Origin of the sequence: Pseudomonas veronii (assembly GCF_002028325.1) — a bacterium.
GTDB classification, from domain to species: domain Bacteria; phylum Pseudomonadota; class Gammaproteobacteria; order Pseudomonadales; family Pseudomonadaceae; genus Aquipseudomonas; species Aquipseudomonas veronii.
Genome location: NZ_CP018420.1, coordinates 2,383,691 through 2,409,159 on the forward strand (window position 1 = coordinate 2,383,691; position 25,469 = coordinate 2,409,159).

18 protein-coding genes and 2 pseudogenes are annotated in these 25,469 nt (G+C 54.3%); 4 read left to right on the forward strand and 16 right to left on the reverse strand.

Annotated elements, in window-relative coordinates; all coding sequences use genetic code 11:
• The first annotated feature begins 64 nt into the window (after positions 1-64).
• Positions 65-907, forward strand: coding sequence for a pentapeptide repeat-containing protein (locus PverR02_RS32285; protein ID WP_079443317.1), 843 nt, complete (start codon positions 65-67; stop codon positions 905-907).
• A gap of 245 nt (positions 908-1,152) precedes the next feature.
• On the opposite strand, the gene PverR02_RS11120 is transcribed toward PverR02_RS32285, so the two are convergent.
• From PverR02_RS11120 to PverR02_RS11165, 10 genes and pseudogenes are all read right to left on the reverse strand, one after another.
• Complete coding sequence (locus PverR02_RS11120; RefSeq protein WP_079443318.1) at positions 1,153-3,150, reverse strand: DUF3732 domain-containing protein; 1,998 nt, start codon at positions 3,148-3,150, stop codon at positions 1,153-1,155.
• Entirely contained in the window at positions 3,134-3,640 is a 507-nt protein-coding gene (locus PverR02_RS11125; protein ID WP_079443319.1) for a three component ABC system middle component, read from the reverse strand. Before PverR02_RS11125 ends, PverR02_RS11120 begins: the two co-directional genes overlap by 17 nt.
• Complete coding sequence (locus PverR02_RS11130; protein WP_079443320.1) at positions 3,637-4,842, reverse strand: ABC-three component system protein; 1,206 nt, start codon at positions 4,840-4,842, stop codon at positions 3,637-3,639. The genes PverR02_RS11125 and PverR02_RS11130 overlap by 4 nt, the downstream gene beginning before the upstream one ends.
• Before the next feature lie 495 nt (positions 4,843-5,337).
• Positions 5,338-7,932: an AAA family ATPase gene (locus tag PverR02_RS11135; protein ID WP_079443321.1), complete on the reverse strand. Its 2,595-nt coding sequence runs from the start codon at positions 7,930-7,932 to the stop codon at positions 5,338-5,340.
• A gap of 287 nt (positions 7,933-8,219) precedes the next feature.
• Entirely contained in the window at positions 8,220-8,396 is a 177-nt protein-coding gene (locus PverR02_RS32195) for a hypothetical protein (RefSeq protein ID WP_161493717.1), read from the reverse strand.
• 164 nt (positions 8,397-8,560) lie between these two features.
• Complete coding sequence (locus tag PverR02_RS11140; RefSeq protein WP_079443322.1) at positions 8,561-9,727, reverse strand: reverse transcriptase family protein; 1,167 nt, start codon at positions 9,725-9,727, stop codon at positions 8,561-8,563.
• 189 nt (positions 9,728-9,916) lie between these two features.
• Complete coding sequence (locus PverR02_RS11145; protein WP_079443323.1) at positions 9,917-11,218, reverse strand: phosphoribosyltransferase-like protein; 1,302 nt, start codon at positions 11,216-11,218, stop codon at positions 9,917-9,919.
• A gap of 260 nt (positions 11,219-11,478) precedes the next feature.
• Positions 11,479-11,706 (reverse strand): hypothetical protein, encoded by a 228-nt coding sequence (locus PverR02_RS11150; RefSeq protein WP_079443324.1) that lies wholly within the window; start codon positions 11,704-11,706, stop codon positions 11,479-11,481.
• A gap of 948 nt (positions 11,707-12,654) precedes the next feature.
• A pseudogene (locus tag PverR02_RS11160) lies at positions 12,655-13,228 on the reverse strand (conjugal transfer nickase/helicase domain-containing protein); the annotation flags it as partial.
• An 18-nt stretch (positions 13,229-13,246) separates the two neighbouring features.
• Positions 13,247-13,963: a GntR family transcriptional regulator gene (locus tag PverR02_RS11165; RefSeq protein WP_079443326.1), complete on the reverse strand. Its 717-nt coding sequence runs from the start codon at positions 13,961-13,963 to the stop codon at positions 13,247-13,249.
• Between the two features lie 136 nt (positions 13,964-14,099).
• Between PverR02_RS11165 and PverR02_RS11170 the strand changes: the two genes are divergently transcribed.
• Positions 14,100-15,494: an FAD-binding oxidoreductase gene (locus PverR02_RS11170; RefSeq protein WP_079443327.1), complete on the forward strand. Its 1,395-nt coding sequence runs from the start codon at positions 14,100-14,102 to the stop codon at positions 15,492-15,494.
• Between the two features lie 143 nt (positions 15,495-15,637).
• Here PverR02_RS11170 and mobH read toward each other — a convergent pair whose 3' ends face one another.
• Positions 15,638-17,362, reverse strand: coding sequence for a MobH family relaxase (gene mobH / locus PverR02_RS11175; RefSeq protein WP_079443328.1), 1,725 nt, complete (start codon positions 17,360-17,362; stop codon positions 15,638-15,640).
• 231 nt (positions 17,363-17,593) lie between these two features.
• Here mobH and PverR02_RS11180 point away from each other — a divergent pair, with 231 nt between their 5' ends.
• A complete protein-coding gene (locus tag PverR02_RS11180; RefSeq protein ID WP_079443329.1) occupies positions 17,594-17,788 on the forward strand; it encodes a DUF7740 domain-containing protein in 195 nt (64 codons plus the stop codon).
• Between the two features lie 302 nt (positions 17,789-18,090).
• Here PverR02_RS11180 and PverR02_RS11185 read toward each other — a convergent pair whose 3' ends face one another.
• From PverR02_RS11185 to PverR02_RS11195, 3 genes are all read right to left on the reverse strand, one after another.
• Positions 18,091-19,473 (reverse strand): OprD family porin, encoded by a 1,383-nt coding sequence (locus tag PverR02_RS11185; protein ID WP_227778824.1) that lies wholly within the window; start codon positions 19,471-19,473, stop codon positions 18,091-18,093.
• Positions 19,474-19,684: 211 nt separating this feature from the next.
• Entirely contained in the window at positions 19,685-20,614 is a 930-nt protein-coding gene (locus tag PverR02_RS11190; RefSeq protein ID WP_079443330.1) for a dihydrodipicolinate synthase family protein, read from the reverse strand.
• A 126-nt stretch (positions 20,615-20,740) separates the two neighbouring features.
• Positions 20,741-22,132 (reverse strand): MFS transporter, encoded by a 1,392-nt coding sequence (locus PverR02_RS11195; RefSeq protein WP_079443331.1) that lies wholly within the window; start codon positions 22,130-22,132, stop codon positions 20,741-20,743.
• A gap of 668 nt (positions 22,133-22,800) precedes the next feature.
• Between PverR02_RS11195 and PverR02_RS11200 the strand changes: the two genes are divergently transcribed.
• Positions 22,801-23,640, forward strand: a complete 840-nt coding sequence (locus tag PverR02_RS11200; RefSeq protein WP_079443332.1) for an IclR family transcriptional regulator — start codon at positions 22,801-22,803, stop codon at positions 23,638-23,640.
• 118 nt (positions 23,641-23,758) lie between these two features.
• On the opposite strand, the pseudogene PverR02_RS11205 reads toward PverR02_RS11200, so the two are convergent.
• A pseudogene (locus PverR02_RS11205) lies at positions 23,759-24,720 on the reverse strand (ArdC family protein).
• A gap of 130 nt (positions 24,721-24,850) precedes the next feature.
• Complete coding sequence (locus PverR02_RS11210) at positions 24,851-25,180, reverse strand: hypothetical protein (RefSeq protein ID WP_079443333.1); 330 nt, start codon at positions 25,178-25,180, stop codon at positions 24,851-24,853.
• Positions 25,181-25,469 lie beyond the last annotated feature (289 nt).

Here is a 25,469-nt window from a genome sequence, read left to right on the forward strand (position 1 = left end):
TTTATAAGCCATCTCAATGGTCAGCATCCTCTAGGGTTCCATGCTGATAATTTGAGGTTTGGTCATGAACACTCCAGCTACACCTTCACTTTCGATTTTGAAGTCTGATGCAAAGAGACTTTTACGTGATGCTCGTGACGGCTGCCCAGACGCAGTGATTCGACTTGTGCAACAAGGCTTTCGAAGAACCAAGGAGCTAACGCACGACACATGCTTGCGCGTCGTTGCCGAGGAGTATGGTACGACCTTCGTTGAGGCAATCCGCGAAGAGAAGCTGATCTCCCGTTATGTCCAGCATTCAGAAGCAAAGGGGTTCTGGCGTGAGCCCTATGGATATCCGTTCCGTCGTGCCCGGTACTTGCGGCAATTTGATGCTTTGGTGGAGTCCCTTCGCGATCAGGTGCCTTTGGCTGTGGCAGCTCAGAAACGAGGTGTTGATTTCGCCGGTTTCCATTTCAGCAGCTTGCTATTCGGACGCATTGATCAGGTGCTAAAGCGGCGCAAGGTGCCTGATTTTAGCCATCTTCAGGCTCCTGGCAGCCTTGTTCACTGGCACTGGGTATTGGACGTCGTCAAGTACAACCACGCAAATTTCAGTGACGCGAAATTTTATACGGTCACCGCAGACCCTCTCACACGTCCTGGCGGACATTTCTGGATGGCGGATTTCAGCTATGCAAATCTGTCAGGTGCTGACTTCCGTGGCTCGTACATGAGAGGTGCAAAATTTGTAGATGCCGACCTAGACGGCGCTGACTTCCGAAACGCTAACATCTTTGAAACAGACTTCACCGGATCACAAGGTGGGTATCTCACTGGAGAGCTGGGGGATGAAGATTGGGATGTCGGGCTGAAAAGACTAGTGCGTGCCAAGGCTAGCCACAGCAAATTCTCGGCTAAGGCATAAAGGGCAAGGCTCTAGGAGAGTGGATGAGCTAGCGAGTCGGGACTAAAAAGGCGTTTTGTCCCGACCGTTTTTCCGGCCGCTAGCTCGCTTGAGGGCATACGGGGAACATCTACTGAATGTCGCAGAAGCTGAGGTGACATTTTAGTACCTACATCATGACGTCCTTTATTTTAAGCTTGAGGGCTAGGTGATTTGGCCTACACGCTAGCCAGTTGCGCCAGAGCAGCACAACTGGCGGGCTCGACCTACACAGGGTCAGTGTGTGGATGAATCCAGTGGGCAGGGATTAGACCATCGCCCTTACGCTCCCAGGCTGCGACGGGCACTGTGTCAGCCACATTCCCCCAGATGTCCGGGCCCGCATGTTCAAGGACAATGATCTGGATGAAATGACCTGCTCGCTTCAGGCCCTCAGCCAGTACCTCGAAGATTCTGCGCGTGGCAATGACGTCCGCTGGCCTGGCCTGATTAACAGCCTCGAAGCCCGCATCCAATGTGTTGATGCCACCAGTGTTACTAGGGAAATAGACTTGGCTCGGCTGGTCGATCACGATGAAACTGAAGGGTGGGAGCTTGCGATTCTCTTCCCTCGACAGGTACTCATGAATGCCGAGGAACGTCGCAATGTGGTACCCCATCCAGTTAGCGCCACTGCCGATTTCCCAGAGGAAGTCCCGTTGGCCATGTGACTCGAAGCGCAGCGTGAGTTCTTTTCTGTCTAAATAGATTTGAGCGCCAGGCGTTCCGTTAAGAGCGAACTGATCCGCATAATCCTCGAACATAGGGGCCAACTGGGCATCTACCTTCCGCTCTTGCTCAGCCATGTCGGTCAACGACATCTGGAAGTTGTAATGCCGAATTAAGTTCTCCAGCTCGGTCATGCGCTTCTGCAGGCTTTCGTCAGCTTCAGAGCCATCCAGTTGTTTGAGAAGCCGGCTGATTTCGCCCGCAACGTAGTAAATCTGCCCGATGGCAGTTCGGGTGCGCTCATCCTCTTGGATCAGGCGAGTCTGCTCGCGCATCAAACGGGATAGTTCACGCTCTTCTTTGGCGCGCTGCCGTTTCAGCGTAGCCAGCTGCCTGTCGACAACGGGGTTGTCTTTGAGAGCGTCCGAAATCCGGGTAACCTTTTTGACCTTCTCTTCCAGGTTCTCGATAACCAGGGGCAGGGCGTTTGTGAACGTTCCACAGGCCACGCAATGCCCACCGTCAGAGACGCTCTGCTTGAGCCAATCGAGACCAATGACATGGGATTTTTCGGTATCAATGGCCGCGACGAATTGTTTGCTGTTACGAGCCAAGTAGTCGAAGCCATCGATCTGGGCGTCAAATTCGTCAACGATACGTTGCTGCTTCCCGACTTCCTCGATGACCACCTTCAGTTTCTGTGAGATATGCAGTCGTTGAGGCTCCAGAAGTGTCTGCTCGAGCCGCCCTTCATGGGTGGCTATGACGACCTTCTTGAGCAGCTCGACTTTCTGAGCACCCTGTGCGCTCGTGCGCTCAAGTAAGCCCAATTGAATGCAGCGATCAAACAACTGGTCAACGTCGGCGTAATGGCTCGCCTTGGCTGCATCGTGTACCGCCACCTGTTTGCGTAGCCGATCCTGCTCACGCTGCGCCTCATCCCGACGCCGCTCATTCATGATGTAGTTTGCATCCACCATGCCGAGCGCATAGGGCATGGCCCGCGTCAGGCGCTCCTTGTGAGCAAACGAGTCGGTTTTGAAAAATAGGGTGTTCGGGTTCGCCACAATATGCTGTGGGAGGAAGTTAAACGCAGCCATGTCCCGATAAGAGCTGCGGCGATCGAAGCTAGACGGCTCGTCCTCATCGGAGTGGGGGAGGTCACTGACTCGTACCATGCCATCAAATGCGGCTTTGTACTGACCCAGGGAATGGGTGCGGTAAACGGAATCCGGAATGCCATCATCGTTGACCTCCATCATGCAGAGATCGTTTGAGCCTTGGGTGTTTCCTGGAGTACGTCGCGCGACGATGTAAGTCGTATCGAAAAGACGGATCTTCATCCCGAACCACTCGACCGTGTCGCGGATGATGCCGATTGGGATCTGGCACTTGGTCGCGCCCAGCACATAGTCAATAATATGAACAATTGACGATTTGCCGGTGCCGCTCAATCCGTAAATGATGTTGATCTTCCCATCTTCAAAGGGAATGACTCGTGGCTCCAAACCAGGGCAGCGAGGCCAGAGGATGACAGCGTCAATCGTGAATTTCATTCGGAATCCCAAACAAGAGCTTGTACAGGTTTTCTGTAGTGTCGGTGGCAAACCACTTCGCCAGTCTCTCAGTGGTCTGCAGCATGGGCGCTGGAATCGTGCTCTTGATGCCTCGTGGCAAGCGATCGACCAGGACTTGGAAGCTCGCATCATCTTCCCTGCCGCCGACTTTTCCAACCAGTCGAGAGGAGACGGCGAGATTGAGGCCCTGCAGGGTTGTACCCATATGAGCGGCCACTCTACGCTGCAAATCAATTTTCAATACCGGAGTTTCCCTGAGCACTGCACCCAGGGTGGAGCGGCTGGTACGCTTGCACAACGCTTCGCGCGAGCTTTGACTCCATACCAGCGGCAACACCAACATCAGTTTGGGCAGATCTGGGTTTTGCCCAAGCCCGACCTCCTGGTATTCGCCAATGAAATGCGTCAGGAGGAAGCATGCCAGTGACGAGTTGTGGATCAATTGGCGATCCAGATACACCTCACTCATGACTCATCCTCCGGGGTCGACGCGTCACGGTGCCAATGGATGGGTGACTGTGTCCCATCGCCATTGGCCATTCTGTGGTAGGTGCCGCTGAACAAGTATTGAGCGGTGGAGTTCACCCGCCCGACCTTCATGGGAAACGTGTCTGGAAACAACGTGCTGATCATTACGACGTTGTAATCGGCAATTTCGAATTGAGCCACCGACTTCATGCTCGTCAACCGGTGGCGACTGTTGATAGACCCCCAGCGGTCACTCAGCACGCGCTCAGCAGAGTCTAAATCGTTGAGCAGAACTCGACCTGAGTCCAAAAGGCGGATGCGCTCAGAGTAGGCGGCACAGAAGAAGCCGAACTGCTGCATCAGCAAATCTTTGGGCATGTTGATTTTGTTGAGCTGTTCCACGAAGAGCATGTCCGCGGGATCAATTTTCTGGGCCCATTGTGCGAAGTCAGTTTTCTCGAAGGGCAGAGGTTCCCAAGGGCCATTCATGAACGCCTCTACGAGCGCTTGTCGCTTGTTGTAGTAAGGCTGAGCGGTTGTCCAGAACGGCTTGCGCGCTACCCAAGTCTCTTGGCATTGGTCGAACAAGAAGCCGACCAGGCCATGGTAGATGGTCTCAGCGTTAGCAACTGCGTCTTCTGGGAGGTGAAGGGAAGCGATCACCCGCTGCTTCATCTGGGCATTGAACTGGCCATCCTCGATGTGCATGTGCTCGATCAGAAACGCCAGGTCGGCGTCCGGGTACGCGATGACATCCCGAGCGATTTCACCAGGCTTCCCTGTCATGCCGCTGGCATGTGTTCGCAGTGCAACGACTGCCTCTGCCACTTCCTGCTTTGAGGAAGCGTCAGAGAGCCGCATGGCTAACGTGCCTTTTTTCAAAATTCGATTGGTGACGAAGAGGTACTGTAACGCCTCGTGCTCCTTTCGAGCTGCCGCTAACCCGCTCAACCAGATGCGGAGGGTCTTCCACAGGTTTTTACTGCTGTCTTGCAGTGGGTTTTTACGAGGTTGTACGGAGAGCTTGGCCTGCTCAGAAACGCGCCGAGTACCTGCTGCTGTCTGGCTGATCTCCTCCACGTCGTCAGCCGTTTCGATGCCGAATCTGGTCTGCGCATTGGGTGCAGTGAAGATTCGGTATAGCGCGCGTTCGTACTGGAAGCCATATCCCGCTGCACTGGGGCTAGCGTCTGGATCCTTCATCCTTCATCCCTCTATCTCTCAGGCCATACCCGTATAACTGCGGGGCAGAGGCCCCATTCCTTGTTCCATGGCACAACGGGGAAAGAACTGTACCGGCAAGGATGTCATTTGGCCATAGTTTTCAGGTTGTAGCTGATGGGCTGGTTGATGGAGGCTGCCCCTATAGCAGCTACCACTGCGATATCTGAAGCCCGGCAGTCGTCCATTTTTTGGGGGGGCACGCTGAGCCCCGTGATGACTGTCTGCGCCTGACAAATCACGGCGATGCTAGCTAATAAGCCCACGATGGCTGGCTAGAATATCTAGCTTCTCAGCGCTCTGGAGGCTTGGTGAGGCAACCGCCATTCGGGAGCATCGCTGGTAGCTTGATAGGAATTGGTATGGTGTTTGGAATTGTTGCCGTCTAATCTTGCTAGTACCCCGCGTTATGCGGTCATGCTAGAGCCTGACCAGACCCAGGTCGCACGCCCGGTTCTGGCCAGACTATAAGCGCTTTTATTTACGGGCCGAAAACTCAGCTATCCAGTTGTGCAACGCCGTAACATCAGCCTCAAACACCGCCAGCTCAAGCGCGCTGCTCGGCAGTTCTTCTGATTGAGCATGCTCGAATACGGAGTAGCGGGTCATCAGATCATCAATGAATGAGCAGTCATCAGTGGTTACCTTGGCAACCTTATGTAGCTTGCCCTGGGTATTGATCGCGCGGCGGAAGCGTCCGACGACATCTGCCAGCAGAATGAACTCGATTGTTTTCTCCACGATGATTCTGAAATCGCTGCAAGCACTCTTGGCGAGTACCTCATAGCTATCGACTTCGGCGTTTTCCTGATGCTTTTTCAGGTGCTTGATCGTGTGGTCGATCAGGCCTTTCAGTGCGTTGGCTGGTTTTGCGTCGCGGGCACTTTGAGTAGCCACGATGCCGACGGTTTTGTCCATCCTACGAAGCGAGGTGAGCGATGGTTTTACAGCAGGCATGCCAGGAGTCTTGGACAATTTGTCTGAGACGGAATCTACCAGGGAAACCAGCGAAAGTCGGTGGGTAAAAATGATGACCTGTCTTGTATGCGATAGCTGTACCAGGCGCTCCACGACTTTCTCTTCGAAATCTTGGTCGAGTGATGAGATCGGGTCGTCGAAAATGAAAGGGGCCAGCTGATTGGAACCCGTTGTATCAGCCAGGAATGCAGCGAGTGCAGCTATTCGTGTCTCGCCCTCGCTCAGGATGTACTCTGGGCCATGAGTGCCATGAGCACCCACCAGATTCAAGCCGAAGGTGATTTTTCCCTTGCCCCCGGATTTGCTTTGCGGTGATACGGGAATACGATGCCCCCCCAAGAGCTTCATCTCGTTCACAAATCGAGTCTGATAGCCTGCATCCAGCTCGGTCTTGGCAAGCTCATTCTTTTTAGTTGTCAGGGAATTCGTCGCAGCCGAGCGTGATGCTTTGTCTAGGGATGCCACTGCGGTGAGTCGGTCCTTCTCGGTGACGATCGAAGACTTGTTCTGCGAAAGCCATTGTTTCGCCTGAAGCGTCAGCACTCGCTGATGCATGACTTGACGGTGCTCATCTTTCTGCAGTGCGACCAAACTTGCTTCTTCAGTAGTCAAGGTGACGGATTTCTTCTTCACCGCATCGTTGATGTTCGACCAATCAAAAGGTTGCTGGCCGACGAGGGGAGTACCTTGTGCAAGCCGCTCCAACCGTGTCTTCAGCGAGATGAGCCAAGATTCTGCTTCCGCCTTCTCGAAGCCCAGAGTGGACATCTGGACGAGCCAATCCGCTTGAGAAGGAAGGGCAGGGATACGGCGCTTACGTTCAGTTAGCGCTGTTTCAGCTTTCTTTGCGGCTGTCTCCAGGCCGTCGGTTACAAACTTTTCAAATCCAGCCAGCCGTGCCTGTGCCGCCTCGTCGAGGTCTTGGTGGCAAAGCACGCAGCGTGACTCAGGTGACACATTTGGGAAAGCTGACTCAGGATAAGCCGCGGCGGTGGAATACGCGCGAGCGTGCTCCCACATTTGCTGCCAGGTTGCTGAGCCGACACCCTCAAGCTCTGCTTTCCCAAAAATAGCTGTCGCAGCCTCTTCACTGACTTTTCGTGCTTTCACGGCTTTGTCGTTCAAGTCGACTAGCTCGAGCGCAGTTGTATCGTTCGATCCTAGCTGGAGGGTCGACATCGTCGTTTCGATGCTTTTCAGTGCGGTTTTTTCTTTGCCTATAGCCTGGAGTCGGCCAGAAATATCCTTCTCGGCGAGAAGTGCTTCTTTCTCGATTCGCTCACGATCAAGCTCCTCGGTGTAAAGGCACTCTTTGTCTATGCTCGACGCTGTAGTCGTGCTTTTGAGTGTCTGCAGCCAATTTGCCTCGGCAGTGGAAGAGAGGGAGCCAGGCACGGCAGGGAGGGCTCCCTTCAGTAGATTCCTCTCCCTATTCAGCTCCGCGTTTACTGCGTCGGCGGTGGTGATGAGCGCCGACACAAATTTCATGCGGCTTGGCTCGTAGCAAGCTTCATTCCGACCCATGTACTGCTGAGCGGCTTTACTATCGAAGATCTGGGCCTGCCTCAAAGCTTTGTGAGGACCGCTTGGGATGTCCCAATGGACATCAACAGCGTTTCCGTCCACTGAGACTTTGAAATGAGCACGGCATTCCGTGGGGTTAGGATCGAAGACATTGCTCCGTATCTCGTCTTTGGAACGAGATCCGCAAATCTGTTTCAGTAGTCGTGCGAACCCGCTCTTGCCAGTGCCGTTCTGACCGTAGATGACAGCGAGGTTCGAGCTGCCGAATGGAAGATGGGCTCCAGCCTTGATGGCGTTCAGGCCATGTACGTCGAGAACTTCATCGATTCTAACTGGGGGTCTGGTTGCGGCCTGGGACAATGTGCCAGGTACTATGCTCAGAAATCCTGGATCAGGTTGGCCTTTGGCCTCAAGCTGGCAGAGCCTAGACAGCTCCTTGATTTCCCATTCGTTCAGTTGGCGCTTCGCATCGATCATCATGCGCGCAGCAGTCTGCAGCCACTTCGGACGACCATTTAGCCAAGACTCAAAGTCATCCAACACTACCGGTTCTTGTTCAATCGTCGACATGCTTCCTACCCCATGGCTAAATTTGTGAGTGTAGGTGTCGGATAGCTAATTGCCAGCATTCGGCTAGGGGCTTGGCAGCAAAATGTAACCTGGAGTATCGGGCCTTAAATTAAAGGGATATGTAAAGGGCCGATAGTCGCTACTTTAGCTCTGGCAGCAAGCCAACGTGCCCCCATGAAATTACTCCAGAGAGAGGCTCGGCCAACCCGCCTTGCATGATTAGGCTTGGTACCATTTCTGTCGCTGCAGCGCCTTAATCGCACGAGCCAGTTGCGTCGGCAGACGCCTCAGTATGTTTTGACATAGGCATACGGCTCGTGCCAATTGTTGCGAACTGACGCTTTCATTTTTGTGTTGAGTGGATCGATATCCTGGATATTGATGTCCTTGAAAAGACATTCGATATGGTTGCCTGTCAGGCCCTGGTTGGTATCTGCCAGCACGCAGCACGCAGCACGCAGCACGCAGCTTCGAGCTCCTGTGAACTGAAGGGGGGATCTGATTACTCATAGTTCTCTCCATCAACGGTTCTGTTAAGGCAATCCATGAGTCTGGACAGGACGGTAATTTTTAACCTGCGCGGCTGTCACCTTCGTCGCGTGTGTTCTACCCGTTTGGTGGTGGGGCATCAGTACAGCACCGGCCACTCCACAGCTTCCAGTCTTGCTTTTACCTCTCTGCCGTAGTCAGGCTCGATCTGAATGGCGTAGGCAGCGAGCCCCATCAGATGATTGCGCATGCCAGCAACTGCTGAAAAGCCTCGACGCTCTGCATGTTTCAAAGGCCCGACGTCCTTGCGCTCTAGGTAATGTAGGTGCATCCGGATTTTCATTCTGAATGCGCGGGTCAGCCTCGGTGTTTCCTGATGCACGTGTAGCCCCAGGACGATTTTTCGACTCCGTGGTGAGGCGATCGTAGTCTTGGCGAGATTCGGGTTGAGCCCAAATCGCTGGAGGATCCTGTAGACCTCATTCACTGTCCGACGAGCCTGCTCCCGATCGAATGTAACGTCGGTTGTAGAGAGGGTCAGGTCATCCGCGTAGCGCGTGTAGGTCAGCCCAAGCCGCTCGGCTAGCTCGGTCAGTAAAATGTCGGCTTCTCTCATCGCAAGGTTTGCGAGCATGGGACTCGTTGCGGCGCCTTGTGGCAGATGACCAATGTCGCGCGATGCGTAGTTGGGAATCTTTGACTTGGACAAGGATACTTTTCGGCGCCATTTGACCGTGCGGCGTATACGACTGAAGTTACCGGTGCGGGTGCAGAGGCGTGACAATTCAAAGGATACCAAGGGCTGGTAGCCGAGGCTGCGGAAGACCCGGTAACAGTCAATTTCAGAGATCGACTCGAAAAAGCGTTTCACATCGACCTTGATCAGCCAACGACTCGTGCAGTGAGGCGAGGCCGCGTCAATTAGCCGACAGTTCGGTGCAAAGGCTGTGCTGGCCGCATGAGGCTTGGCTTTAGCCAATACGTGTTGCGCGATCCACTGTTGGGCTACCGACAGGCTTGGAGGTGGAACGCAGATCACACGGAATGAAGTGGGCTGGCCCAGCCGGCCGCGCTTTCTAACGCGAAAAACCTTGTAGGACTCAACTTCGCGAGTAACGTAATCTCGCAGGTGCTTATAGGGCACTTGGGTAAGGTGGGCGAGGTGCTTGAGGGTCAATATTGGGGGCAGTGATGGGTGAACAGCGACCGTCTTCTGAGAGGTCACGATCGCAGCGTCCATCACCAGAGGGGCAATGCTACTTGCGCCTTGGGCTCGGCGGTAGTGTTGAGGCGTCCAATCCTTCATCTACTTTGACACCCGCAGGGTGAGTGCTCGCGCCGCGGGCAGAAGGCTACGCCACTAGGCTGTGGCGTGAGCGCTTAACCGTAAGCAGGAGCTAAGACATAGGGCAGCAGTATTCTGCGCCCGGTGATGAGTTGAGAATCCAACCCATCATGGCAGCAACATTCTAGGAACGTGCGCCGGAGCTAGAATCTAGATTGGATGCCTCAACGAGGAGGGATAGTACGGTTCTGGTATCGGATTGCCAACAGGTGTGGTTTTTTTAGCAAGATGCTCTTGTTTTCTGGCATGCGCGAGCTGGCCGTAACCCTGGTCGGTCAGTCTGCGTTGTGAGTCGATCCAGCCATATTGAGTCATTTTTCGGAGAAGATTCGTCAGCTCGTACGTTTTCAGGCCGGTTCGAGTGGCGAGTGCCCGGTCGTTCAAGCGGGAACGCTGCAACAGCGCACACAGCACCAGAAAAGCTTGTCCTGTGCCTATATCTGATTTCAAGATCGCCTTCGACTTGGCCAGGCTCTTATCGCCGAGGTTAGCCAAGCGAGCGCTGATGCTCTCGGCCGTCAAGTCAATCCCGAACACTTCCTTGCTGATACCGGCTGAAACCCGAGCAGGGAATAAAGGCGTCCAGGTTTTTTTCTTGTCTTTTGAGGCTTTGTGAAACATGAGTGGTACGTTGTTTGGCGCACCGTGTGCGAACACAAGCAGAGCTCCAGTGTTGCCGTAGCCAAGGCTTGGACCGCTCCAAAACCAAGGGCCGTGGCCTGGCTCTCCATCAGTGGGATCATAAATGGTGCAGAGCGTCTTCATCTGCTCGGCTTCTTTAAGGGAAAAACAGGTGTCGATGGTGGGGCAGGGCAGAACAATATGTATCGTCGGTTTGGACGGATGTCTGGCTACCGAGCGCTCGCCAGAATCAGTGGCGGAATACGCCATGACTGCAAACCTCATCAGTTTTCCTGACCACCAGCTGCGGACGGATCTGACAAGCCACGCCGCTTCAAGATAGTTCGATGCTCGATCACCGCTTCCAATCAGGTCCGTAACGACCCAGAAAGCCCGTGCACGTTTTCTGCGTATCTGCTCTGGGCCTGGATGGTTTAAGAATTTTTTTGGATACTCCTGGCAAAGCTGAGAAATCATCTGCGCGACTATGCCTTCGCTGCCAACCGAGGGGTCATAGGCTTTCGTTGGCTTCACCGCGTCAGGCCCTTTTGCGCCGGTGGCACGCTTGACGGAGCGTCGGGTTTCGCTGAATAAACGGTTCGGCTTACCTAGGCGATGCCTAAGCTCGCGCTCGGCATACACAGCAACGGTACCCTGTGTAGCTTCTGCTTCCCGCAGAAGCATGGCACGCATTTGATCGATGAAGTCATCTCGAGATACGAAGGCAAACGCCTCTAGCAGTTTTTGGGCGCGCGAGCGATCGCCAAGATTGAACTGCTCCAGCCAGGCGCGGGCGCGAGCATCACTGGCTATGGCGGTTGGCTTGTCCATTGTTCAATGTGATCCTATCGGCCGGCGTGGTCTGCACTGGTATGCGGGGTGTCACAGGTTTTGATCGAGTGAGAACATGGTGCTAAGCCCGTAGGCTGAAGCCCATCCGCACAAAGTGCATGCAGAACGCCGTCCTTCCTGTGGTTCACCATATCCGGCCTTGGTTGGAGAGTCGAGATCACTCCTGACAAACCTCGCGGTACTCTGTTCCTTCCACCACAGCGAGGCGCACACTCGACGCGACGCTCTCAGCAGAGCGGTTACAGGCCTTCAAGGCCGCCTGGGAGAGCACCGTCGAGAATCTTGACCGGCTGAGCGTCCATATACCCACCCAGGGGCATGGATGTCATTGGTGGTGCTTCAACCAACTCAGGCTGTTTGAAGTTGCACAGGATGTCGGGGTTGAGTTTGATCGGCTGGTGGAATTCGAGCAAGATCGAAGGTCTGGGTTTGTGCAGAGGATGGCCGGCAGGATAGCGCCGGTGCACGTTAGCTCTACCTTCACATGACTCAAATGCTGAGTGCTGTGATCGATGTGAGCAAGGTCAGACACTCACAGATGAGCTGGATCGGGCAAGCTGTCCAGCTGGATTGTTGAAGGGATTTCATTTTTGTACCAGGGTGGTTCAATCCAGTTATCAAGAAGCGTATGTATGATGTCAGACCTTACAAGGCGGGGCCGGTAGATGCGTTCTGTGACGACTCGGAAGAAAATTTGGAGGAGATCGTGCAGCCACCAGATTGATCGGTCGCAGCTACCTGGGTTTGTTGCCAATCAGGTGGCTGCGAGCATTTGGGACGATGCAATCCGGACTTAGTGCGAGCTTGATCGCAGGAACTGGGCGATGCTCCCCATGGCAGCGCCCATCCTTTTGATCCAGCGATAGGTAACAGCTGGGCTTGTGACCAGATGGTAGCGATCGTTGAGATCCTGGATGCGATTCAGGACAAGCTCGCGCTCCGAGGCACTCAGATCCTGCTTCAGTAGACGTGCTTGCAGGGGAGCCAGCTTGGCTTCGTACTCGCGAGCCCACTCTGGGCGTACGTAGTCCTGAATCCTCTCCAAATTGAGCAGAAGGACTGCAGAGGCGGACAATGTCATCGCGCTGGACACTATAGTCAAGTCACCTTGCTTCCATAACACGCCCAGTACCAGGCAAGGGGATATCGCTACCAATGACAAGTATAAAACGCGCTTGGGTGGGTCTTTGCGATCTATCGGAGCAGTACGGCTTAGAGCTGCAATCATGGGGGGCACCCGCCAATTAGTTCGACGCGGATCGTCTCACAGTGGATCATGGGCTGGGCTTAGAATTCGTTACCAGATTTGTAGATGCCAGGGGGGATGGGGTAACTACCCGGGTAGGCCTTACTGGACTCGACCTCGACCTGCGGAGAGGATTCGATATAAAAAGTGAAGAGTTTGATTAGTCTCGTTACCCATCACCAAGCGCGAGAAAAGGGTTATCTGACGGTATCGATTCTAAAAGTGACGTCGGCACCTCAATCAGATACCCCTTCAAGGTGGTTTTCCTCCTCGGGCCTTGCACTTGGCATACTCAGATGTTCTGCCCGTTGTCTCGCCTTTTGTGAACCTTCAGTTTCTCAAACTGCTTCTGCACTCGACGCCATTCTTCAATTTCGTGATCGGTACTCTGTGGGATACCAGGAAACTCCTGTGCGCAGCGTTGGAAGAGACCAGGCGTGACTAGAAATATGCTGCCACTCACCGTGTGGATTTTGGCTTTGCTGTCATTGATGATCAGCTTGTGGCTCAAGATGCCTTCCTTGACCCAATTCAGAAATGCCTGACCAGGGTTATCCGAAGGGAGCGTTGAAGTTTCGAGAGCGCTTTCTGACGGAGCATCACTGACGTCAGGTTCTTCCAATGTCCAGCAACGTGCCGAGGTAGTCGGCATGCTCCATCGCCCTGGGATCTGGCTGTGATGGGTTTTGAGTTGATCTTGTATTAACAGCCTTGAGAGCGGGTGGTGATACCGAAGCGTTGGTCTGGTTGTCAGGCCCGCGCTACAAACGCAGCTTGCGGCGGATTTTTTCTACTCGATCACTGTTCAGACTCTGTGACTCCTGACGCTCAAGCAAGGTTACGATGTAACTCTCGCGGGTTCGCAGAATATGCTGGCTAAGCAGCGTCGCCAGCGCACGATATTTTCCCGTCTCAGCCAGTTCGATCATCCGCCAATGATCTTTGAACGAGCGGTCCGGCTCGTGCCTGGCGCGCCGGGCTAAGTGCGTACGCAAGGCCGCGACACGCCCAAGATTACGTTCGTAAGCATCCACAAGATAACGATTGGCGCTGAACTTGAAAAAGCTCAAGTGAAACTCAGTGTCGGCGGCGCCATAGCTCAGCCTGTCATCCTGCTCTAAGGCACTGATCATCTGAGTCAGGGCGTCACGCAAAGCCTGCAAAGTGGCTTCAGGGTTGCGCTCAAGCGAACGGCGTGAAGCTTCGACTTCGAGCGTCACACGATGCTCGCAAAGCTCGACAATATCGTCTTCGGTAGGACTAAACACGTAGCTGCCGGACTTGGCCACCACGTTCACCAGCCCCTCGGTCTGCAGCAGTGCCAACGCCTCGCGCACGGGCGTGCGACTGACTTTAAAGGCGGCGGCCAAGCTTTCTTCGGAAAGCGCCTCGCCCAAATCCAGACGAGCCGAGACGATGGCCTCTCGGATGTTATTGGCCAAGCGCACGGCGAGGGATTTCTCTACGGATTTGCTCATCGGATCTACGCAGGTTTTCTTCGCCGAGGCATGGCTCAAGGCTGTGGGGCCGTCATGATAACGGAACGGTAGCTTTAAACTAGTATGCTAGTTGTTGTACCTTAGATTTCCCCCTAACAATAATATGGACGTTTTAATGGCCACTCACCATGCGCTTCAGTCCATGCCCACCCTGCTCGATGCCTTGCGCGAGTTGCTCGGTGAGCGATTAAGTACCAGCCGTGCCGAATGCGAGCAACACGGGCGCGGAGAGTCTTACCACCCGACTCTACCGCCGGACGCGGTGTGTTATGCCGAGTCCACGGCGGAGGTCGCGACCATCGTCAAATTATGCGTCGTACAGCGGGTGCCGATCATTGCTTTTGGAGGTGGCACGTCGCTGGAAGGGCATGTGGGCGCCACTCAGGGGGGCATCTGTATCGACCTGAGTCGTATGCAGCGAATCATCTCTGTGCGTCCCGACGATCTGGATGTGACTGTCGAGGCGGGCGTCACCCGCATGCAACTCAATGCCGAACTGCGCATCACGGGCTTGTTCTTTCCGGTCGATCCGGGGGGTGAAAGCACCTTAGGCGGCATGGCAGCAACCCGGGCTTCAGGCACCAATGCGGTGCGCTACGGGACGATGCGCGAGAACGTGTTGAACCTGACGGTAGTACTCGCCGATGGTCAGGTGATTAAGACCGGCGGGCGGGCGCGTAAGTCTGCCGCCGGCTACGACCTCACGCGTTTGTTCGTCGGATCGGAAGGCACACTAGGAATCATCACTGAAGTGACTCTGCGTCTATGTGGCATCCCGGAAATCACCTCGGCGGCAGTGTGTACGTTTGCGACGATTGCAGCGGCGGTAAGTTCGGTGGTGTCGATCATTCAATACGGTATTCCGGTATCGCGCGTTGAGTTGCTCGATTCGCGCACGATACAGGCGGTAAATCGCTTCTCGCACATGGGGCTAACGGAGACTCCGACTCTGTTTTTCGAGTTCGCCGGCTCCCCGGCCAGCGTTGCGGAACAGGTTGAGCTGACGCAGGAAATTGTCGAAAGCAACGGCGCACTGGGGTTTCAGGCGGCAGCCAATGCGGATGCCCGAAGTGCGCTATGGCGTGCCCGACACAATGTCCACTATGCGATGCAGTCCATGCGCCCGAATGCGCGGATCTGGAGTACCGACGTGTGCGTCCCGATTTCGGCATTGACCCAATGCATCACCGAAACCGCTGAAGATGTCGCCAAGGTCTCTTTTTTTGTTGGCGTAGTCGGGCATGTGGGCGATGGTAATTTCCACTTGGGGCTTGTGGTCGATCCGGATAACGACGCCGAAATGGCCGAGGCCGAAGCACTCAATGAGCGGGTTGTCGAGCGTGCTATTAGGCTGGAAGGCACGTGCACCGGAGAGCATGGCATTGGTTCGGGGAAGATAAAGTACATGGCACTGGAACATGGCGCCGCTGTAGGCGTCATGCGTTTAGTCAAGCAAGCGCTTGATCCCTTTGGATTGATGAATCCCGGCAAAATCCTTCCCGAGGCCTGAAGCACAGCGTGCTGGCCCACGCCTTCAGTGCAGGTCATGGCTGTACTGGAGGCTTTGGCTGCTTCCCGGCGACTGTGCTGGGTAGAATGCCCGTCCCATTCGATACAGAACGTCGTACGGATTCAATAGGCTGCGATGGAAATTTAAGCATTGACGATTTTAAGAAAAGGATTGTCGGCAGGCACAATGTTGAGCAACGACGCCGGTATTTCGAGCAAGTAACCGTTGAGATTTGCTTTCTTCCGAGGTCCTTCGACCTGACAGATCCATATGTTCAAGCCATCAGCGCGTTTTCTGTGGGCCTTCAGGTTCTCAAACTGCTTCTGCACCCAACGCCATTCTTCATTCTCTTGATTGGCCCCTTGAGAGATGCCAGGGAACTCCTGTACATAGCGTTGGAACAGACCCGGCGTAACAAGGAACACAGAGCCGTCCACCGTGTGGATTTTAGCCTTGCTGTCATTGATGATCAGCGTGTGGCTCAGGATGCCTTCCTTGACCCAATTCAGGAATGCCTGGCCTGGGTTATCCGATGGCGGTGTTGAAGTTTCGATAGCATTTTCTGAGGGGGCATCACTGGCCTCAGGCTCTTCCAACTCGAACATGTTCAGCAACGTGCCCAGGTAGTCGGCATCCTCCAGCGCCATGGGATCTGGCTGCGATGGGTTTTGAGTTGACTTTGTATTGACAGCTTTGGGGGCTGGAGGTGATACCGGAGCGTTGGGCTGATTGTCATCGACTGCAATGCTCACCGTTCCACTGAAAGCCTCGGGCCGGTCTTCGTTCCCCCAGATCAACGCCGGTTGAAGGCGCAGAAAGGTGAAACTCTGCTGCCAATTTCCCTGTGCCACAAGCGCGGTCCAGATAGCTTTGCCTTGCGGCGTGGACTCAACCAATCCATGCGACTGCAACTCGTCAAACACCGCTAGGTTGGACGAAGGAATGCCTTCAATCGATTGCGACAGCAAATAGGCTCGCAGCTTGTCCGTGACTGTCTTGCTGACCAGCCACAGGGCGTCCTGGGTTAGCCATCCTGCGGCACCTGGCTGGTTGAGTTTCAGCTCGTTCAGAACCAGATGACGCAGACCGCTGATCAAGTGATGTTGCAGCGAATGCATGGGCGCTTGTAATGCCTTGCTTGGGTTGCCACCGATGTTCTGCGCAGTGGAAACGCGGTCGGCCTGCATCACCAGCTCTCCGAGCACGCCGGCACGTTCATACTGGCCTGCCAAGACATACAGCAGACTGGCCCATAGTGACGGAAATCCACTGAGCCAATCGAGGATTGTGCGGTCGAGAATCCGGGTGTAGAGCAAGCCTGCAGCCGCGCCGTGCAGGTGGTAGTCGCGCCCCTTGAGGTAACGAAAACGGTAGGGCTGATCCAGGGAACCCTGCCAGGGATGCCAAACACCGCCATCCTGGCGCTCGACAAACAGGTCCACGGCAATCTTGCCGATGTCATGCAGCAGGGCACCATAAGCGATGCCGGCAGACCAAGCGTCAGTCTGGGCGGCTTGGTCTTCAGGTGCGGCGCCGGTGGGAAGCAGATACGACTGACGCAATTTCAAACTACAAGCGACCAGTTCCAACCCATGGTCTAGCATGCCGCCAAGATAAGCATGGTGGTGCGTCTCGCTGGCTGGAAGCTGCTGGACCAGCTCGGCGTATCGATGGATCGGATTTAAATAGAGCTGGCTGAATTGCGGATGGGAGAGGGCGGTGTACTGCCAAATGCGATCAAGCAACTGGCGGCGATGCTCGGCTGCTAACAAGCTCTGGGACGATTCGATGGACAGGTACCCATCGGCGACGTTTACGGTTGGTGGCGGAGGAGGCTTTTGCCTTTTGTGCCGAAACCGACTGAGCATCATGGTCCTCCCGGGAACTGGCAGAGTCAGTGGCCTTTTAGCCTTTTCGGATAGGGCTCTTACCCTTGACTCCCCATTCCCTTCCAACCCTTACCGGTCCTTTTGACGTGTTTCCCTTTGTGCGGCAATCGGAATATCGATTTGTCCTGGTGCCGTTTTGTTGGATGCGCATGCTGGTACGAAAAAGGAAAGTGCCGGTACACTGCGGTGCGAATTTTATCGGGTCTTGCCATGAACCTCACTGACGCCACGCTCATACTGCTGCTCGCGGCACGTATCCATGGAACAGACGAAGCCGTCAGGGCCTCGGCGAAGAGCGTGGTCAAGAAGTTACCGCGCAGCAAACGTGATCTGATCTACAAGGTGATCGACAGCCGAAGTCCACTCGATCTGGTGGGTTTTCTGGCGCAGCACCTGGATGAGTGATAGCTCGTTGTGGCCTGACCATCTATTGTTTTTGCGTTAAGTGGCTGGGGTATTGGGACTCTTCTCGGCAATGGGGGAAAGGAACCCAGCCGGCAATGAGTTCAAATGTCCTCTCAGTAGGGCGTAGCTAGCGACGTATAGGACAATCGGAAAGGCGACTACAACTGCTTCTGTCTGAATCGTTGAGTATAATGGGATGGCAGCTTCCCCATTTACGAGCAACCCGGCAACAAGCCTCATTGCCTATAACGTTTAAGCAAAATTATCGCGAATCGCGTGCATTACTCACACAGTAACCCTCACTAAGGGTTGGACAGCCTTCGATGCACACAATTGAAAGCGAAATCTATTCGCGAGTTGGCTTCGCTAGGATCTACCAAGGCCTGTCCTGTGAACTTGATACAACCGCGATCTGAGCTCAGCCTTGATTGCACACTTACCTTTCTGAGAATGTCTAGCGGGTAACTGACGATCAGACGGTTCTCATCGTAATCACTGGCGTTGAAATTGCGCCTAACGCTGGAATTTCGCCAACGAACAGATAAAGACTTGAGTGTTCCGCTCTGGACTACATAACCCAACTCCGATTCCCGTACCCACTCTGAACCATCATCGACATTTTTCAGCTCCACGTTGTCACCATGAACGTAACGCGTCATGAAACTCAAACCGGGAACACCGTAACCTACAAAATTGAGGTCATAGCGAACCTGCCAAGAGCGTTCACGGGGGTTGTCGAACGCATGGTTGAAGGTGTTGTTGGCCAGATAGATACCACCGGTCCCGCCGATGCGCATCCAGCCGGTATCCCCCGAGACATTTTGCAACCCCAGGCTGATCGCATGCTCAGCGATGTTGAGGCTCAACAGCGCTGAAGCGGTACGGTTATCCAGTTGACCTGCCTTGGCACTTCCTGAGTCTTTGCCCCAGAAAAAACCAAGGTTGGCGTTAACCGATACCCTTTCAGCCAGTGGCCATTTCTGGTTCAACCCGAGGTAATGCTGTTCATAGATGTCTTTCAATTCGCCAGACCAAAGCCGGACGGTTGTGTTTTTGGAAGTCGAGCGATAGTCCGCGCCGAGAAATTCGAAAGAGTCTGATCGAGCCGATCCAAACGAAAGGTCTTCCATGGAAGAGTCGTTTCGCAAGCTGGTTTTGCTCAACTCGCCAGCATAAAAGGACCAGTTTTTAATCTCTTGCGAAGAAATCTGGGCACCGCGAAATGTCTGCGGCAATGCACGAAAGTCATCCACCGTGACAATAGGAAAGTTGGGCATCCATTCGCCGACCTTAAATTCAGTATTCGAGAAATTCGCCTTGATCGCAACGCCAAGTCTCCCGAAACTTCCCGCAGGATCACCGTCGGCGTCCTTAGGCAGCAGCAGCGCGCCATACCTTCCTGCGCCGCCATCGAGCTTCACTGCGTATTTCCCAAGCACGTCAACGCCAAACCCCACGGTACCCTGAGTAAAGCCGGATTTGAGGTCGAAGATGAAACCTTGCGTCCACTCACGAGCCTGGCTTTGTGCGACACCAGGTGCAGTGAAATTTCGGTCGAAGAAGAAATTTCTGAAGTTCAGAGTAGAGGTAGTGTCATCCACGAAACCCTGAGCCAATGCATTGAAAGGTAAAACCAAAGCTGGAATGAAGAGCACACAAGTTGCGCGATTAGTCTGAATGTTCAAGACCTGTCCCCTGTTGTTTTTATTGAAGGGCAATGTCGGCCTGCTATCACCAGTTGAGTGGGCGCAATGCCGCTCTTCCGGGAAAACGGATCGTCAATCGGTGGAGAAATATCCGAATCGAGTGTTGCCAAGGACCTGATAAACAGGCCCTCGGGGTTTACTTCACCTGAAAGCCGGCACCTTCAGCGCACGGCACCGACTTGGCTCAGGATCAGATCAGGCCAGCGCTGCGCAGCGCGTCAGCGATTTCCTTGTCGGAGCCATCGGCCAGTGGTAGCAGCGGGGAACGCACGGTGGCATGATCGAGGATGCCACGGGCAACCAAACCATGTTTTAGGGCTACGGTGCCTTCCATGTGGGAACCACGGTGGTAGACGTTACGAGTGACCGGCAGCAGCTTGTCGTGAATGGCACGCGCAGCCGGGTAGTCGCGACGCTTACCAGCAGCGATCAGCTCGATCAGCGGCTCTGGAGTCAGGCTGCCGTAGCCAACCAGTGCGCCGTCCACGTCAAACATGGTGTGCAGCAGGTATTCGTCATGGCAGGTCAGGATTTGCAGCTCCGGAACTTCACGGCGAATAACCGGGATCTCGGTGTCCCAACGACGCATGTTACGAACACCGTTCTTCATGGCAAACACGCCAGGCTGCTGGGCAATCTCCAGTTGAGTTTCCAGGTCATAAGTGGCCTTGGTCACGTCTGGGTACTGGAACAGGATTAGTGGCATACCGCTTTCTTCATAGATCGCTTTATAACGGTCCTGAGCAGCACCTTTCTGGTAACCGAAACGCAGCCAGCCATGGGACGGATAAACCAGGCCAGCAGCCGCACCGTTGGCGACGGCGCGTTTGGCCTCTTCAGCGGCAACCTGGGTACCTTCGCCCGTGATCCCGGCGATGATTGGCAAACGGCCGCCTACCGATTCCTTAAAAGCCTGGATGACGCGGCCTTGTTCTGCCTGAGTCAAGAAGGTGCCTTCACCTGCGTGGCCCAGAACGACCAGCCCCTTAACGCCTTCAAAGCTGCCAAGCCAGGCACCCAGTTTCTGAATAGCTGCGTAATCAACCTCACCATCACGAGTGAACGGCGTGACCGGAGCAGGAACGAGGCCTTTAAGGTCGATAGTGTTTTTAGTGCTCATTTCATTACCTCTGGTTTAGTTAAATTTCGCAACTAACGCATGCGCGGGCGCAAAACACACACTGATGTGTTCTGGGTTTACTACTGAGTCAGGTACCGCTGTTTTAAACGTATCTACCGTGAAAATTTATGGCGAAAGTTCTTCCAGAATCCGGCCTTTGGTTTCAATGGCGAAAAAGGCAGTGATCACGGCTGTCATCAATAAAACGATCGCAAATATACCGAACACATATTGAACACCTACGCCGGAAACAGTGAACCCTACAATGATCGGTCCCAATGCCGAACCCAACCTTAGCCAGGCACTGCCTACACCCGTACCCAAGGCTCTTAGACGAGTAGGATAGAGTTCCGCCGAATACAGGTAGAGCGAGAAAGTCACTGTCTGGACCAACGCATATCCCAATCCTGCCAGCACCAATATCTTGATTGGCGCGGTTGCACCTGTCGTTGCCAATATTGCCAGTGGTATGGCTGCGAGGAACAAGGCGCCTATATACCAACGACGTCGACCCACTTTATCAATCAGCAGCGCACATATCACAGCGGCGACGACACCGGCGGCTGAGGTCATGAAGCCATAAGCCAGGCTGGTTTCAAGGGGCAGATGGAAGTGTTGACGATAGAGCGTTGGCAACCAGGTAATAAGTCCGTTAGCGACCATATAGGAGCCAAACCACATGGCCCAGATCACGAGTGAGCGCTTGAAATAGATGCCTTTGAAAAGTTCTTTCCAGCCGCCCTTGTTATTGATCCCATGCATCTGCGGCACTTCGACTGCAGGTTGCAGTGTCTTGCCGGCTTTAACGGCGCTGTTTTCCAGACGGGTGACAATCCGGTCAGCTTCGTCCAGACGTCCCTTGGACGCGAGCCAGCGCGGTGATTCGAACAGGAAGAAACGCAGCGGAATCAGCAGCATGGCGGGGACCAGGCCTACCGCGAACATCGCTTTCCAGCCGTAGATCGGTACGAGGAAGTAGCCAATAATCCCGGCCCCTACCAGGCCCAGCAAAAACATGACTTCGTACAGAAGAAAGAATTTTCCTCGCTTTTTGGACCCAATCAGCTCATTGATATAGGCGCTCGCCACTGGGACTTCCCCTCCCGTGCCGATGCCCTGTATGAACCTGAAAGCGATCATCATTGCGGCACTGGACGCAAACAGGCAGGCCACATCCATCGACACAAACAGCAAGATGGTGAACGTCAGGACCTTCATGCGTCCGATTCTTTCGGCCAGCCATCCAAAGAGCAAGGCACCGAACAGCTGCCCCAAATAACCGGCAGAGAGGATCATGCCGATCTGGGTGCCGCTAAGGCTCCACTCCTTGGCCAGAACCGGCATCGCGTAGGCAATGGCAATAACCGTGTAGCCATCGAAGAACGTTGCGGCGCCAATAATATTCCTAGCCCAAAACACTTGCCGTGTAATAGGGAGTCGTTCTAGGCGAGCACTAATATTCGCCTGACTATTTACTTTCTCTGGCAAGGGCTCAGTTTCAACTTGCTGCATCAACATGGCACTTCCTTTTATTATTGTTTGCGTTATTCGAGGCGAACGAAGCTGGCAGTGAGAAAAACAGTGCAATGGTGTAGCTGACTTGAGCTAATCAATATCAACTCAATTGTTTAATGCTAAGGCATCAACCCTTCGAAAAAGGGTGTTTGATAGATAACGACCAGAAGAGTGTTTGGATGATGAATCGAACGCGTCGCTCACGAGTGGGATTAAAAGCCCCGAACACGCACCACCGCGATGATCGAAGCAACGCGTTTCATGAAAGGAGTTCGCACTGTTGGATTGAGCGCAGATGAGAGCGGGCCGACGATACGAACCGGGCGCAATACGTGATCTCCATGAGCTGATCACAGAGAGACGAGCTTTAAAGCGAGCGCCTTGATCGTGAGCGGTGGCACCGGCGAAGCAGGCATATTGCTGAGCAGTGTGTTTCATGTTTATTCGCACCTTTTTTGTGTTTTCGGATTGCGAAAATTTTTTCTTCTTTTCAAATACACTACCACCAGTCTTCTTGAGAGCCCAACCTTTTTTTGGTTCATTCGCTATTTTTCTTTTTATACCTTCAGGCGACCTGAACCCGCGGTGGGACAAAGCGCCGTCGAGTGATATTCTCCTTTGATATTTTTTCGCATTCCGAAAAGCATAACCACATTAGGTAGAAATCGAGCATGGCTCCACGTATCCCAGTAAAAAACCAAGCCACGGACGCCGCTGGCGAAGATAAAAATCAACGCAGCACTGTTCAGTCACTAGCTAAGGGATTCCGCGTTCTGGAAGCCTTCACTGCGGAAAGCGATGAGCTTACGTTGAGCCAGATCGCTGACAAGGCGGATCTGGATCCAGGCACCACCTACCGCATGCTGAATACGCTGGTAGACCTCGGATATGTCTCTCGAATACCTGAAAGCAAGCGATTTTCCTTAACGCTTAAGATCCTCAACTTGGGCTTTCATGCAATCGCACACACAGACCTGCGCAGTCTGGTCCGTCCTGTGTTGAGGGGGCTCGTCAGCGAAACGAGTGAAGCGGCCAGTTTCGCCGTTCTGCAGGGCGCCGACGTGCTGTATCTGGAACGTGTAAGAGCCGGTATTACTCGGCTTGGCGTGGATATTCGTATTGGGACCACCGTCCCGGCTTGTCAGACAGCGATTGGCCAATCGATCCTGGCATTCCTATCCGAGCAAGAAGTCGCGCGCATTGAGGCGCTTACTCCCGCTATGCCCTTCATCAGCAAGACGCTCGCCAAGCCGCTTTCCGAGGTATTGGAGCAAATTCGAAAGGACGGGTACTTAATTACCGATTCGCTGTTCGCTGAAGGGCTTCGAATCCTGGCGGTTCCGGTGCTGGATATCGACGGCTTCCCTGTCGGGGCCATCAGTATCGCAGCGCCAGCAGTGAGATGCTCCATCGAGGAACTAGAGCGCCGAGCGCTGGCATTGACGATGGTAGCAGCGAAGAATATCGGTCGAGCGCTCCAGGCCAGCGGAAGCGTGAACTCAAGCCTTTGATCACTGCAAGCGATAGAGCCTCCCGCCAGCCCCCTCTTGGCTTAAAAAGGCTAGGCGCAGAAAAAAGGGCTCAACTCGCGTTGCGCCCTGTGAAGCGTTTACAGTGGTGAGGTAACAATTAAACTCCATCGCTCATGCAGAGTGAGTCACCCAAAACCGCTTGCTTCAGTTGCTGCTCCAGGTTGAGTACATACTCCGAGGCGTTTCGGGCGTGACCACTGGCGCGAAAGATTGCGCGCTTGTCAGCCTTGAGTAGGCTGAGCCAGGAGTCGATGTAGCCATCGTGCCGCAGCTCTCCCTGTGTACCTGCGTAGGCGCATAAAAACGCAGCGCCCATCTCGGCGATCAACTCCTCAAACGCGTAGCCTCGCGAGCCGAATGGGCAAGGTGAGATCACTCCCTGGCGCTGCAATCGAGAGTGGTGTCCGGTCCAGTGCGTCAGCTCATGAAGTGCGGTGGCGTAGTATCCACCTTGATCGTAAAATTGCGCTTTTGTTGGCAATTGGATGAGATCCCTGATCGGGTGGTAAAAGGCTTCGTCGGCAAATCGATGAATGATATTCGCGCCCGAACTTAGCAGCAGGCTTTCGGCAGCACTGTTGGGGAAGAAGGGATCGCTCGATTCCGTCTCGAGCACCGTTTCGTTGAGCGTTTCGAGCCCTCCGTTTGCTCGATCTTGAACAGAAAATGCGTCTTGAGAATCCCGAAATGAGCAGCCTTGGGCTGGCCGTTTTCATCGAGTACGGGTTGGCCTGATTCGGTCTGTTCCTCGCGCTCCATCGGTTTGTAGAGCACTGCCAGGGTGCTGTGCTCACCCTTGCGGATGTGCCCGCCGGCTTTTTTGGCTTGATTGAAGGTCAACCAGCGATCTTGAGTGAACCCCTGCAACCTGGCCTCGGCCCAGAGCAACGGTAAATTGATGCCCGAATAGGGACGCTGGGTGATGGCGTTGATGGGGTAGGATTCGTGATGACCGACGTCAGATGAGCCACTTGAGGACCAGGGTTTGATCCAGGGCGCTACGCCTTGGTCTAACGCGGTAACGATCTTGTCTGTCACGTCTTGGTAGATATTGCGCATGGCATTTCCCTCGAAAAACCGGAGGAACGTCTTGCCCGTCGGGGAGGGTTCCCCGGTGGGTGTTGATTGGATTGGTGCAGGACTGCGTATAGCCTGAGTTGGATCAGTGGTCGGGTATGGCCGTTTGCGTTCAGCGTTGCTGCTCTTCCGCAAGCGCTATCAGTAAGGCGTTAGGTTGGTCTGATGCCTGAAGTAGGCTGAGGCTCAGTCGCAGCAATGGTTCATGTTCTGCATCACTCACTGACCCGAGCTTGGCTACCTCAAACACCACGTAGGGTGCGTTTGGATCGGCCAGGTGAGCTTTGAAGGCTGCGCGTACGACGTTGCTCAGCCTATCGAGCTGCAGTTTTTCAGGATGATTTGAACCATCGAGCAATACCGCGTGGTGCCACGCGTCTGGAGTGAACACAACGGGCAAACGCAGAGTGTTCAGTGCTTCGCTTGTGAGTGAGTCGGACATGGTGTGCCTCCGTTGAAAGTGCGAAGAAACCTGTCCCATAGGGGAAAGAATTTCCCCGCGGTGGGTTGAAGAAAAGCAAGAGGGTTTGGGACGAGCCGAGCTCGAAAGACGCTCGGGAGAGCAGTAGACGTTCATCACCGTGTAGCGTGACCGTGCGAGCCACCGAACGCTAATCGCACTTGGGGGGGAACCATCACCGGAGTGACGTAGCTTTGAAGGCTCTGGCTACCTGGGAAGGTGCTGTCGATAACAGCGATCCGTACCCTCTATGTAGCTGGATGATATGGAT

Excerpts from the sequence above, each read along its gene's own strand:
- PverR02_RS11190 (WP_079443330.1), bottom strand. The coding sequence starts at position 20,614 with ATGAGCACTAAAAACACTATCGACCTTAAAGGCCTCGTTCCTGCTCCG.
- PverR02_RS11200 (WP_079443332.1), top strand. The coding sequence starts at position 22,801 with ATGGCTCCACGTATCCCAGTAAAAAACCAAGCCACGGACGCCGCTGGC.
- PverR02_RS11135 (WP_079443321.1), bottom strand. The coding sequence starts at position 7,932 with ATGTCGACGATTGAACAAGAACCGGTAGTGTTGGATGACTTTGAGTCT.
- PverR02_RS11180 (WP_079443329.1), top strand. The coding sequence starts at position 17,594 with ATGAACCTCACTGACGCCACGCTCATACTGCTGCTCGCGGCACGTATC.
- PverR02_RS32285 (WP_079443317.1), top strand. The coding sequence starts at position 65 with ATGAACACTCCAGCTACACCTTCACTTTCGATTTTGAAGTCTGATGCA.
- PverR02_RS11120 (WP_079443318.1), bottom strand. The coding sequence starts at position 3,150 with ATGAAATTCACGATTGACGCTGTCATCCTCTGGCCTCGCTGCCCTGGT.
- PverR02_RS11145 (WP_079443323.1), bottom strand. The coding sequence starts at position 11,218 with ATGGACAAGCCAACCGCCATAGCCAGTGATGCTCGCGCCCGCGCCTGG.
- PverR02_RS11125 (WP_079443319.1), bottom strand. The coding sequence starts at position 3,640 with ATGAGTGAGGTGTATCTGGATCGCCAATTGATCCACAACTCGTCACTG.
- PverR02_RS11210 (WP_079443333.1), bottom strand. The coding sequence starts at position 25,180 with ATGTCCGACTCACTCACAAGCGAAGCACTGAACACTCTGCGTTTGCCC.
- mobH (WP_079443328.1), bottom strand. The coding sequence starts at position 17,362 with ATGCTCAGTCGGTTTCGGCACAAAAGGCAAAAGCCTCCTCCGCCACCA.
- PverR02_RS11140 (WP_079443322.1), bottom strand. The coding sequence starts at position 9,727 with ATGAAGGATTGGACGCCTCAACACTACCGCCGAGCCCAAGGCGCAAGT.
- PverR02_RS11170 (WP_079443327.1), top strand. The coding sequence starts at position 14,100 with ATGGCCACTCACCATGCGCTTCAGTCCATGCCCACCCTGCTCGATGCC.
- PverR02_RS11130 (WP_079443320.1), bottom strand. The coding sequence starts at position 4,842 with ATGAAGGATCCAGACGCTAGCCCCAGTGCAGCGGGATATGGCTTCCAG.
- PverR02_RS11195 (WP_079443331.1), bottom strand. The coding sequence starts at position 22,132 with ATGTTGATGCAGCAAGTTGAAACTGAGCCCTTGCCAGAGAAAGTAAAT.
- PverR02_RS11165 (WP_079443326.1), bottom strand. The coding sequence starts at position 13,963 with ATGAGCAAATCCGTAGAGAAATCCCTCGCCGTGCGCTTGGCCAATAAC.